Annotated in this window: 8 protein-coding genes; 3 read left to right on the forward strand and 5 right to left on the reverse strand. The window is 44.9% G+C overall.

What is annotated here, in order from left to right:
• Positions 1 to 60 precede the first annotated feature (60 nt).
• Together nadB and DW862_RS11725 are read left to right on the forward strand one after the other, a co-directional pair.
• The gene (nadB, locus tag DW862_RS11720; RefSeq protein WP_049701485.1) at positions 61 to 1632 is read left to right on the forward strand and encodes an L-aspartate oxidase; all 1572 of its coding nucleotides are present in this window, start codon (positions 61 to 63) and stop codon (positions 1630 to 1632) included.
• A gap of 2 nt (positions 1633 to 1634) precedes the next feature.
• Positions 1635 to 1910, forward strand: coding sequence for a DUF4884 domain-containing protein (locus DW862_RS11725; protein ID WP_004312856.1), 276 nt, complete (start codon positions 1635 to 1637; stop codon positions 1908 to 1910).
• A gap of 157 nt (positions 1911 to 2067) precedes the next feature.
• On the opposite strand, the gene rbr is transcribed toward DW862_RS11725, so the two are convergent.
• Positions 2068 to 2646 (reverse strand): rubrerythrin, encoded by a 579-nt coding sequence (rbr, locus tag DW862_RS11730; RefSeq protein WP_087318028.1) that lies wholly within the window; start codon positions 2644 to 2646, stop codon positions 2068 to 2070.
• 249 nt (positions 2647 to 2895) lie between these two features.
• Here rbr and DW862_RS11735 point away from each other — a divergent pair, with 249 nt between their 5' ends.
• Positions 2896 to 4575, forward strand: a complete 1680-nt coding sequence (locus DW862_RS11735; protein WP_087318027.1) for a SulP family inorganic anion transporter — start codon at positions 2896 to 2898, stop codon at positions 4573 to 4575.
• 191 nt (positions 4576 to 4766) lie between these two features.
• Here the strand turns inward: DW862_RS11735 and DW862_RS11740 are convergent, their stop codons facing one another.
• The 4 genes from DW862_RS11740 to DW862_RS11755 all read right to left on the reverse strand — a co-directional run bounded on the left by DW862_RS11740 (position 4767) and on the right by DW862_RS11755 (position 13186).
• Complete coding sequence (locus tag DW862_RS11740) at positions 4767 to 7643, reverse strand: Ig-like domain-containing protein (protein ID WP_087318026.1); 2877 nt, start codon at positions 7641 to 7643, stop codon at positions 4767 to 4769.
• A 22-nt stretch (positions 7644 to 7665) separates the two neighbouring features.
• Complete coding sequence (locus tag DW862_RS11745; RefSeq protein ID WP_087318025.1) at positions 7666 to 8799, reverse strand: acyltransferase family protein; 1134 nt, start codon at positions 8797 to 8799, stop codon at positions 7666 to 7668.
• A gap of 72 nt (positions 8800 to 8871) precedes the next feature.
• Complete coding sequence (locus DW862_RS11750; protein ID WP_120068347.1) at positions 8872 to 11196, reverse strand: family 20 glycosylhydrolase; 2325 nt, start codon at positions 11194 to 11196, stop codon at positions 8872 to 8874.
• Between the two features lie 106 nt (positions 11197 to 11302).
• Positions 11303 to 13186, reverse strand: a complete 1884-nt coding sequence (locus DW862_RS11755; RefSeq protein ID WP_087318039.1) for a DUF5006 domain-containing protein — start codon at positions 13184 to 13186, stop codon at positions 11303 to 11305.
• Positions 13187 to 13193: the final 7 nt, after the last annotated feature.

The raw sequence follows: 13193 nt of genomic DNA on the forward strand, positions 1-13193 counted from the left end.
CAACGAAAAGTACAACGAAGTAACTTATTTTGTAGCTTTGCGGTGAGAAATAACAAGATTATGGTAAGAAAATTCGATTTCCTCGTTATCGGTTCCGGAATTGCCGGTATGAGTTTTGCGCTGAAAGTGGCGCACAAAGGTAAAGTTGCTCTTATCTGTAAAAGTGGGCTGGAAGAAGCCAATACGTACTTCGCCCAGGGAGGGGTAGCCTCCGTCACCAACCTTCTGGTGGATAATTTCGACAAGCACATTGAAGACACAATGATTGCCGGCGACTGGATCAGTAACCGTGCCGCAGTAGAAAAAGTAGTGCGCGAAGCTCCCGCACAAATTGAAGAACTGATTAAGTGGGGAGTGGATTTTGACAAGAACGAGAAAGGCGAATTTGACTTGCACCGCGAAGGCGGACACTCGGAGTTCCGTATTCTTCACCATAAAGATAATACGGGAGCGGAAATTCAGGACAGCCTGATTAAAGCCGTACAACGCCATCCGAATATCACGGTCATCGAAAACCAGTTTGCCATTGAAATCCTGACACAGCATCATTTGGGTGTAACCGTAACCCGTCAGACACCGGACATCAAATGTTATGGTGCTTATATCCTCGATCCGAAAACGGGAAAAGTAGATACCTATCTTGCCAAAGTGACGCTGATGGCTACCGGTGGAGTAGGAGCCGTTTATAAAACAACCACTAACCCGCTAGTCGCTACCGGAGACGGCATCGCCATGGTTTACCGTGCCAAAGGTACGGTGAAGGATATGGAGTTTGTACAATTCCACCCTACCGCCCTATATCATCCGGGAGACCGCCCTTCTTTCCTGATAACGGAAGCAATGCGTGGTTACGGAGGTGTACTGCGTACAATGGACGGCAAAGAGTTCATGCAGAAATATGATCCCCGTCTTTCGCTCGCTCCCCGTGACATCGTGGCACGCGCCATCGACAACGAGATGAAGAACCGCGGAGACGACCATGTATATCTGGACGTCACCCACAAAGATCCCGAAGAAACAAAGAAACACTTCCCCAATATCTACGAAAAATGTCTTAGCCTGGGCATCGACATCACGAAAGATTATATCCCGGTAGCCCCGGCCGCCCATTATCTCTGCGGAGGTATCCTTGTCGACTTGGACGGACAATCTTCCATCGAACGTCTTTATGCCGTGGGAGAATGTTCCTGCACAGGATTGCATGGAGGCAACCGCCTGGCTTCCAACTCACTGATAGAAGCAGTCGTATATGCCGACGCTGCCGCCAAACACAGTCTACAAGTGGTCGATCAATATTCTTATAATGAAAATATTCCCGAATGGAATGACGAAGGAACCCGTTCGCCGGAAGAAATGGTGCTCATTACGCAAAGTATGAAGGAAGTGAACCAGATTATGAGTACGTATGTAGGTATTGTCCGCAGCGACCTCCGTCTAAAACGTGCCTGGGACAGACTCGATATTATCTACGAAGAGACTGAAAGCCTGTTCAAACGTAGCGTAGCGTCCAGAGAAATCTGCGAATTGCGTAATATGGTGAATGTGGGTTATCTGATTATGCGCCAAGCAATGGAGCGTAAGGAAAGCCGCGGATTACATTATACGATAGATTATCCTCACGTGAAGAAATGATTATGAAAACATTGATTCGGACCTTTATTCTTTTCTTCTGCATAACGGGACTAGCTTCCTGCTATGCAGGTATTCCACTGAAAAGTGGAAAATCGGAAAATAACCAGACTTATGAAGTCAGTTATCTGTTCGAGCACGACGGAGTGAAAGTGTACCGTTTTCTCGATTTGGGAAACTATGTGTATTTCACGACCCGGGGAGATGTAACCAGTATCAAGAATGATTCAACAAGAAAAAGGACAATTACTATTTATAAAGACAGTATACCAAACCGATAACGAAAAGAGGCTGTCTAATTAATCTCTTTTTAACGATTTCACCCCTATCAGCAGTTCAAACAATGACTCTGACAGGGGTGATTTCTTTTTTTCGGGGCATGTTAGACAGCCTCTTCCTTTATCTAAATCATTCGAGATTTATCTATCCATCCGTAGATTAATAGTTTTCCTTCTTCACCTCAAAATAAGCCTGTGGGTGCAGACATGCCGGGCAAACTTCAGGAGCTTCCTTACCGATTTCAATGTAACCGCAGTTACGGCATTGCCATACCACTTCGCCTTCTTTAGCGAATACAGTCATATTTTCGATGTTATTTACGAAGGCAAGATATCTTTCTTCGTGACCTTTTTCTGCGATGGAGATATTGCGGTACATAGCAGCAATCATCGGGAAACCTTCCTGTTCTGCCACGTCGGCAAAGTGAGGATAATCCAGTGACCATTCTTCATGTTCACCCGCTGCGGCAGCGCGAAGATTTTCAAGTGTATTACCAATTACACCGGCCGGATAGCTGGCAGTGATTTCTACCATACCGCCTTCGAGGAACTTAAACATACGTTTTGCATGTTCTTTTTCCTGATCGGCAGTTTCAGTGAAAATAGCTGCAATTTGTTCGTAGCCTTCTTTTTTAGCCACACTTGCAAAATAAGTGTAACGCATTCTTGCCTGTGATTCTCCTGCGAATGAAGTCAACAGATTTTTCTCTGTTTGAGTTCCTTTAATACTCTTAGCCATAATTCTATATATATTTTAAATTGGTTGATTACCAAACGTAACTTGTCGTACTATTTATAACGCAAATATAAGCCATTTGTTCACAATAAACCACCTTTTCTTAATGAATAAAAACTATCACCTCATTGATGAAATCTATCAACAGACAAATAGTATGTTCAAAAACATACTTATTTCGATTATTTTATCTAATTTTGCAACCTCTAGTTTGCAAAAAAGTACAGAGTACACGTATAATAACATCTAAAAATGAAGCTATTTGAATTTAAACCCAAACTGGTTTCTTGTCTAAAGAATTATTCGAAAGAAACGTTTATGGCGGACCTGATGGCCGGCATCATCGTAGGTATCGTGGCGCTTCCACTGGCTATCGCTTTCGGTATCGCTTCGGGAGTTTCACCCGAAAAAGGTATTATCACCGCTATCATTGCGGGATTCATCATTTCCCTGTTGGGAGGCAGCAAAGTCCAGATCGGCGGTCCTACAGGAGCATTTATCGTCATTATTTATGGCATCATACAACAATACGGCGAGGCCGGACTGATTGTAGCCACGCTGATGGCGGGCGTACTCCTTGTATTATTAGGAGTGTTCAAGCTGGGAGCGGTCATCAAATTCATTCCTTACCCTATCATCGTCGGATTTACCAGCGGTATCGCCGTCACTATTTTCACGACCCAGATTGCCGATATTTTCGGTTTATCTTTCGGAGACGAGAAAGTGCCGGGAGACTTCGTCGGGAAGTGGATGATTTATTTCCGTCACTTCGATACGATCAACTGGTGGAATACCATCGTAAGCATTGTCAGCATTATTATCATCGCCATCACTCCGAAGTTCTCAAAGAAAATTCCCGGCTCGCTGATTGCCATCATCGTAGTCACGGTAGCCGTTTACCTGATGAAAACTTTCGGAGGGATCGACTGCATCCAGACAATCGGCGACCGTTTCACCATTAAATCGGAGTTGCCCGATGCCGTTGTGCCTGCGTTGGATTGGGAAGCTATCAGAGAATTGTTTCCGGTAGCTATCACCATTGCCGTATTGGGAGCTATTGAATCACTGTTGTCTGCAACGGTAGCTGACGGTGTGATAGGCGACCGCCACGATTCCAATACAGAACTGATTGCACAGGGAGCAGCCAATATCATAGCTCCGCTGTTCGGAGGTATTCCTGCCACCGGAGCTATCGCCCGTACCATGACGAATATCAACAACGGAGGTAAGACACCGATAGCCGGAATCATTCATGCAGTAGTATTACTGTTGATTCTGCTCTTCCTGATGCCACTCGCACAATATATCCCGATGGCATGCCTTGCCGGAGTACTGGTCATCGTATCTTACAACATGAGCGGATGGCGTGTATTCAGAGCCTTACTGAAGAATCCGAAATCGGACGTCACCGTATTGCTTATCACGTTCTTCCTGACTGTTATCTTCGACCTGACTGTCGCTATCGAGGTAGGATTGGTGATTGCCTGCGTCCTCTTTATGAAACGTGTCATGGAGACTACCGAAATCTCGGTGATTACCGATGAGATTGACCCGAATAAAGAATCGGATATTACCGTACACGAAGAAAACCTGATGATTCCCAAAGGTATAGAGGTATACGAAATCAACGGCCCTTATTTCTTCGGCATCGCTACCAAGTTTGAAGAAACAATGACACAACTGGGAGACCGCCCGAAAGTACGTATCATCCGTATGCGCAAGGTTCCGTTCATCGACTCCACAGGTATTCATAACCTGACTGCTCTCTGCGAAATGTCGCAGAAGGAAAAGACTACCATTATTCTTTCGGGAGTCAACGAGAACGTGCATAATGTACTGGAAAAAGCCGGATTCTACGAGTTGCTGGGAAAAGAAAATATCTGCCCGAATATCAACGTAGCATTGGATAGAGCAAAAAGTCTGGTAGAATAACGCTGTTTATCAGCTACTTGCAAGCTATATATACCGTGCGTATTGGACATATAGATCCAATGTGTACGGCATATAGATGCTGTGTGTTAGATCTATCTACCCAACACTCAGCATCTATATTTCCTGCAAACAGGACATTATCATCATTTATTCTACCACGCTGACCTTTATTTGATACACCCTCACCTCTTTTATTTCAGAACCATGTTCTTATTTTCCTTATAATCAAGCGCACGGTTTATAAGCTTCAACTGTCCGAGAGCATTCTCCAATGAGGCATTTATAATAACCGGAGTTGCTTTAATACTCGGATTCACTATTGCCGCAGCATAAGCCGACTGTTCCAATTCACCATCCAGATAGATTTTCAACATTCCATTCTTCTCACGACATAAAGACACAATGCACTCTTTATTATTATTAACAGGTTGTCTGGAAACGACTTTCAACCCTTTTACCACGAATGTAAGCCGTCCTTCCGCATCCAAATCTACCGAAATATCTTTTCCCTGACGCAACAAGGAAACGGCATTTTTATCAGTTTTCAAACGGAAAGACACGTTGAAATCCCCGCCACCACTGATTCCCATCAAAACAGGTATTTCCTGATTCTCAAAATAAAGGAAAGAGGTACATAATTCTTTTGTATTTCCCGCGTCATCTTTTACTCCCGAAATATTCAGACGATATTTATTATCCTTTTCCATTTCACGAGCCAATGCCAATGTCACAACACGCCTGTCCGCAGAAATCGAAGTAGCGGTAATCTCATTCCCCGAAACAGAGAATATTCCGTCTTTCAGCATCACAGGTTCATTAAACTCAACAGTCAGGGAAGTCGGAGAGGTCGTCTTAACTATCCGCAGGGCAGGGGCTTCCTTATCAGGCACGGTACTGAATTTCCAAATCCGCACCTCACCCGGCTGCAAACTTAGGGAGATTTGTTCGCCATAGCCGAACAAATGATCCTTTGTATCCTCTTTTTGTTCACCTGCCCGATACGTCCACACCGAGGTACGATACAAGCCTTTCAACCCTTCGGGCATTCCGATAATACGGTCGAGGGTGAAGTCAAACTCTTTCACCTCATCAGACGGGTTGCGGACAGAAATAATCCCTTCCTGTCCCGACCATGCCGAATAACCGTAAGGAGTTCCTTTTGCAGGAGTCTGCCCTATCAGTTTGGCATGCTTCAGGATTTCATAGTTATCATTAATCCAATGGAGTACATCGGCATTTATGACCCATTTCTGTCCCTCGTTCATCATATTATAGCTATAATAAAGCTCCCAAAAAGCAGTGCCGCGGGTAGCCATCATCATCAGGTACGTACGGAATTCATCATCATTCATCTTTCCGGCAAGATTGGCGGTATTGCCATAAATCGGGTCGTGGTTATAAAGATGCGCCAAAGGGAACTGGAACGCACGTGTCTTCACAAAATCGAAATAGCGGTCGTCCCTGTAAGACAAGAGCTGGTCGAGTTGCGACAGGCGTTTTACATTCAGCCGTCCGATATCCTGCGAGTTCTGCATCCACACGGAGTTTCCCCATTGCAGGAACCACGGGCTGGGGTTGACATAACACGTCAGGTTAATCCATAAATCATTTCTTTTCTCCCCGCGCTGGTTGCGCATGGCTTGAAATATATCAATCCAGCGTTCCCAATGCTCGGTGACATAGTACATCCCCTGATAACCTCCGGAAATATAATTCCCCTGCGGGTCGGGTTGCGGCGGACGTGCAGAAAATCCGTCCAATTTCCAATAATTCACGTCAAACCGTTGCTGGCAGTCCAGAAAGAACGTCTTCAGTTTCTCGCAATACACCTTATGATTGGTGCAAATATCACTTGAATTGCGGTTCAGCTTTCCATTCCCGTTTTCTTCCAGAAACCGGGCGAACTTGATAAAATAATTATAGCCGCCACGAGGCCCCAGCCACAATCCACAATCGGAAGAAAGGCGGTGCGACAAGTCAGAAGGCGTAAACAGTTCGTTCGGGAATTTACTGTTGAACGACCAGAATTTGGCCTTGTTCTCTTCCTGCCATGGACCGTAGGCATTCCAACCGTCATCCATCACATAAGAGTCAATCGGACGAACACCATTCTGCGTCAGTCCGCGTTCTACTTCACGGAAAGAGTTGAGGATATTGTTCTCATTGATGTCGAGCATAAAGTCATACCACGAGTTATACTGGATACGGAAGTCTACCGGAACGGAAATATCATGGATATAACTGAAAAAGTCCGTTTGAATAACATCCATATCCGTACTGCGGGTAGCACCGATTACTTCTTTCCAGGTGGTAAACGTCCCGCTGTCCACCATACGACCTTCCGAAGCAAGCATTTCAAAGCTCTTTCCTGAATAATAGCGAATACGTACCTTTTGATTTCCCTCAATCTCCGTCTCCGAAGCCGGAAATTCAAGTCCGAAGAACATGCCCTGTATATACACCGGTTGTCCCAAAGAGATGTAATATCCGCTGACACCGCCCACTCCCTGTTCCATTACCGGATGCGTCCAAACGGCATATCCTTCGGGAAGATTCATCGGTTCGAAATCAATATAATCCAAACGCGCCAAATGACGTTGCGAATCGGGGACGGTAATCTCCAGATATTTCCTCATATAGTGCTTCCCTTCCTCCAATGTGAGAACCATATTCACCTGCCAGTCCACCTTCTGGTGGCGGAAGCTCTTATAATGGAAAACCAGCTTCTTGCCATCCTTTCCTTCATCCGCGACCTGTACTCTCTGCAAAAAAAGATCCGAAGAACGAATATCCGCAACGACCGAATCCGCACTCAGCGTACGGATGATAAAATCTTCTGAAGTGGCTTCGGGAATGATACGGGAAACTTGCTTCCCCATACGCTTATTTTCAATCATGTACGTGCGGACTTTATCATTCTTCACCAGAAACTTGCGAGTGAGGAATTCATTGCCAAACTCCACAGTATCTGCTATATGATTGACATAAATCTCTTCCTTAATAGCCGCTCTCATGGAAAACAAGCATCCTCCAAACAGCATCAACAGTAAATATATTCGTTTAATCATACTATTTTTATTCTTTTATTTATCAGACTTTTAAAAATAATCCGTGCTTATACATCACCTTTAATAGGAAAAAGACAATCAGATAATTGGCGAAAGTAAGCCATACGGAGTAATAACCACCCAGATATTGTTCGAGCCCGTAGCTGACCGAAGCGGCAACGCAACGGAAATTCACGACCTCACCCAGCAGATAAGCCGTAATGGAATTCATGCCATACACTTTCAGCCACTCCAGTCCCCGGGTATGTCCTTTATAATCAATCCAGTAATAGAACAATGCCATCAGCAGAAAGCAATAGCCACCGGAAAGCAGAGTCATGCTGCCTGTCCAGATACGTTTGATAACGGGCATTTGCAGACTCCACAGCAACGCTAAACCGACAAGAACAAGTCCGACAACCAGCAACGTTTGCACCACCTTTCTACGGTTCGCCTTACCCTCTTTCATTATTTTTCCGGCAAACGCTCCGAGCATGACGGTCACTCCGAATGTCAGGCTACTCCATATCCATGTATAGTTGTAGGATGGCGAGAAACTCCAACTTCCGTCCTCATTCCAGAATACTCCGTCCCGGAAACGACCCAAGACGCATCTGTCCACTTGTTCCGCAAAATTTCCCGCCGGTGTAAAATCGCCCAAAAACGTCATCGGAATCCAGTAGACGAGAAGGAGCAGTAACGTTATCCCTACCTGCCACTTGAACGGGAAGTGCAACTGAATAACCGCAGCAATAAAATAACCGACAGCAATAGACTGCAACGTATTGGAATACAAATAAAGATGTTGGCTGTCCAAGCCAAGCAAATTGCCTTGTACAATCATCCCGAAGACAAACAACAGGATGACCCGTCTCAGAATCCTGCGATAAACAGGCCGATAACTTCCGGTAGTCCCTATGTATCTCGACAATGAAAACGGCATGGAAGCTCCTGTCATAAAGAGAAAAAGCGGCATCACCAAATCCCAAAAACGGAATCCTTCCCAAACCTCATGGTCAAACTGGTAGAGTATGTCGTTAAGAAACGGCAGGTTCATCTGCCGCACCAACGCCGCAAATACAGGTTGAAAAAAGACCAAGAGAAATAAATCAAAACCTCTCAGAATGTCCAATGAGGCAAGGCGGGTGGAATTGTTTTCCGGTAATTTGTTCTTCATACGTATAACTTTTATATTGACTTGATTATCGTCTTATCCAACGCCACTTTATTCACATCAGCCTGACTCGTCTTACTCGAGTATCACTTCGTCAAAAAAGATTCTTGATGTCTGTCCCGGACGTACATGAGATGCAGGACAAACTCCCGGGCCTTTGGCTGTCACACGTACATAACGCCCTTGTATGCCTCCCAGTTTCAATGACAGGTTTTCTATAAAATTCCCTTCGCGGAAAATCTCTTTAGGCGTGAAGCTTTGCATGGCGGCTTCGCGGAACTTGGAGTTATCATCCGAAACTTCCACTTTCACGGATGCCGGCTTATGGATAGCCATTCCATTGTTCGTGATGCATCCCAATGTCAATGTGTTCAGCACTTCCGGCTTCAGCAGGTCAATCGTGAAAGAGACAGAATCATTGTCCGTCCATGAGCACCACTCGAAATCCGAATATTTCAAGCTTCCTCGTATTCCATTCGTCAGGAGCTTTTCAGTCGGATTGGTTGTCAATACAAGCTTGGCAGTAGCCAAATTCCACCGGACAGGAAGTATTAATGTCTTTCCCATCTGTCTGCCGTGCGTAAAAGTAGCACTTTTTAAAGTAAGCGCCTCTTTTACAAGCACTATTTTTTCGTAGAGCGGTGAGGTTGCCGTAGGTTCGCTGCCATCCGTCGTATAATGTATCTCCATGTCGGGGCGGATACATTCCAGTTCCACTTCAAGTATTCCGTCGTTTGGAGTTACCGTATGCTGGATATTGTACATCGAACGAGCATAAACGATGCCTTTAGCTGTCAGATGTTCATTATAGGCATCCAGCCCTTTCAGGAACGAAGTCCAGTCCTTGTGTGCGGGCTGTGTCCATGCCACTTCCGCCAGGGCGGCAAGACGGGGAAACACCAGATAATCCACATCTTCCGGTTTATTGCAAAACTCCGTCCACATGGATGCCTGTACGCCCATGAGCAAAGAAGCATATTCCGGTTTCCAGTCCGCCTGCACCGGTTCGTAGTCGTAGACATCTTTCAGCGTGTTATTGCCGAAATAGGTCTGGGGTTCGAACCATTGCGGGCCTTGATAACGAATCAGGTACATGATGCGGGCAGGCGTCATAATGAACTGATGTCCTTTTTCCGCAGCTTTCAGAGCAGCCGCACCGAATCCGCGCCAGCCTTGGATAATAACGCCTTCCGGTAGGAAGCTGCTGTTTGTCAGTTCGTCCCAGCCTATCACTTCACGCCCTTTGCTACGCACATAGTCGCTCATTCGTTTCATAAAATAGCCTTGCAGATCTTCTTCGTTGGCAAGGTGCTCTTTCTTTATCCGTTCCTGGCAAAGCGGGCATTTCTTCCAGTATCCTTTCTGCGCCTCATCTCCTCCCAGATGAATATATCGCGAAGGGAAGATTGCCATCACTTCATCTAAAACATCTTGCAAGAATGTAAAGGCACTATCGTTTCCAGCACAATAAATCACTCCCGAATTACTTCCGCCCAAACCCGGAATTACTCCGATATAACTGTCTACTACGGGGCAGGCCAGTTGCGGATAGGCAGCCAGTGCAGCGTTGCTGTGAGCCGGCATATCTATTTCGGGGATAATTTCTATCTGGCGGTCGGCAGCATAGGAGATCATTTCTTTAATATCTTCCTGTGTATAAAATCCACCGATAGGAGTGGGCTCACCCGGTTCGGCGTTACGGCGGAAATAGAAGGGAACGTCCATGCGATTCACTCTCCATGCTCCCACTTCCGTCAGGCGGGGATATTTCTTGATTTCCAATCGCCAGCCGTTATCGTCCGTGAGATGGAAATGAAGGGTATTGATTTTGAGGATACCCATACTGTCGATAATACGCAACACGTTTTCCTTGGGAATAAAGAAACGAGCTGCATCCAGCATCAATGCCCGATAGCCGAAGCGCGGTTCATCCTGAATGGTTACTGCGGGAATACTCCATTGGATATTCTCAACCTGACGGTTGCCTTCGACAGCCGACGGCAACAGCAGGCGGATGGTCTGCAGTGCATAGAAGAAACCTTTTATATCGGATGCCTTTATCTGAATCTGCTCAGGAGTAACCGCCAACTGATAGGCTTCGCTTTTTAAAGAAGAGTCAGTCGTAAAACAGACATGACTCTTCTCACTGCTACCTATTGCCAACTGCGGGGTGATCCCCGAGCTTTTCTTCAATAAGTTCAGAAAGTTGCGGACGATGACAGCCTGCTCGTGGTTCTCTACCGAAAACAAGGTTCGGGCGGAGAAGGTGAAGTTACCCTCGCCCGGCACAACCTGCACCGGACGGGGGACTATTGAAATAGGGGGTGATGTCAAGTTGTCCGCGCATGCATCCGATATGGATGCAAACAGCATACAAATGATTAAGATGTATTTCGTCATGGTTTGATAGTCAGTTGGTTGTTAAAAAAATCGCAAGTACCTCTTCCGCCCCTTTTTATGGAAGCCTTACAAGGCACTTGCGAAATTTAATTAAGACAGTTTGTGATTAATAGAACTTCGTTTTATTTCTATTTCTATTATTGTCATACTCCTCTACCGAAGATTTATTTATATAAGTACGAATCCAATCAATCTCCATACGGGGAATAGCATCGTTATTCTTGTCACGTTCATAATTATTAAAATCGGCAAAGCCAGCATCCCACTTTAATTCAGGATTAGGACTCCATACGCCACCTGTTTCTGTACCATTTTCTTTGCCAAGTGCCCATGGGCTGGGGGCTCCCATCGTAAGAATAAACTTAAGCCCCTTCGGATTCTTCTCATTTGTAAAAGTCCACTGATCGTCAGTCCACTCACTCTTCTTCAGACATACAGTTTCTTTTCCGTTAATTCCCAATGCAACTTCAGTATCAGAACGCCATTCCAACCAATAAATATTCCAATTCTCCATATTTATAGTGTTATTGGCTGTCTTGCTATTCTTATCAACAGTAGTAGGTCCACCGTGGAATGTCTGATGTGCCCTGTTTCCGGTAGCCGAACCGACCGGATTTTCAAGAATATCAATTTCCGAATAAGTCTTTTGAGTAGCAGCATCATCAGACATCAGCCAGATACCCATATTGAAACCATTCCGCTGTCCACGGAGACGGGCACGGATTTCCATTCTGCAGCCTGCTGATATCAACTGACTATTAGACTTCCATGCAGAACCTGTCCCACAACCATAATAAGCAGAAGTTCCATACTCTCTTGCCCCTTTTGCCGGTGATGTAGCCTGCGATGCAACTTTCATCTGTATCATCTGTAGATAACCCTGTTCTGTGATATTGGAGAACTGCTCATTGATACAAGCTGCATGATTTTGTACAATTATTGTACTACGTGCTGCCAAAAACTGAGGTAACTTATTTCCATAGCTATTAGTATTGTTCCACATATCGCCGGAATTTCCAAAACTATGGAACTCCCATGCATTATAAAACTTCCAACCTGCCTTGGCCAATTCAGCATTCGGATGCGGATCCATTTCCTTTATTTCCTTTGCCTGTCCATATTGTGCATTAGCTGCAGTCAATTTAGCACTTGAAGCAAACGCAATCCCAGGCTGATCATACACCCATCGTTCATCATCAATTTCACTTCCCTTTTTAGCCTCAAGGTCGTTCATCGTAATTTCCAACTTTCCATTATCCAACGGATGGATACCGGAAAGGGTAGTAAAATTCAAAATCAGTGTTTCAGTCTGGGTAGGTTCTGTGTTATGCTTGGTCTTAGCTTTCACTTCTCCTGTTTTTTCTCCAGCTTTAATAGTCAATGTAGCAGGGGGTAACGTCACATAAAAATCTTTTTGCTCATCAGGTACAGTGATATTAATATCCATATCATCCGTTACCGGAACAGGAACTTCTGCCTGAATAGTAAACTCGTCACCTTCATTTATCACTCTATCCGAATTGTTTTTTAAAGATACTATGGTATAATGGAGATCGGAGACAACAATAGATTGAGTAGCTTCCTTCATGGCATAACCACGCACAAAAGATGTTACATTCACATACAACTTCTGTTTAGCTTCCAATCCTCTCTCGATAATCGGTAATTCTATATCGAATGATTTTTCTCCTTTTGGAAAAGTAACCATTGAAGGGAAAGATTTGAATGCCGTTCTTGAAGCGTCTTTCTCTCCGTCTTTGGCAGTGAGATAAATATCAAAATCCTCATTAGAAACCCGATCCGGATTCTTTGTATCATTCACTTTTACAGTAAGTATCAATTTCTCCCCCATTACAAAGCTCTTCGCATTTGCTTCCACTATCAAAGGCACAGTTTCCGGCAATGGCTCCATCGTATCGTCCTTACAACCCGAGAATCCTGCCACTAGCAGGCAAACGGGCAAAAATCTATATAGTATTTTCTTTATCATAATAATA

This window comes from Bacteroides sp. AM37-9 (assembly GCF_003603455.1).
In the GTDB taxonomy this organism is placed as follows: Bacteria; Bacteroidota; Bacteroidia; order Bacteroidales; family Bacteroidaceae; genus Bacteroides; species Bacteroides xylanisolvens.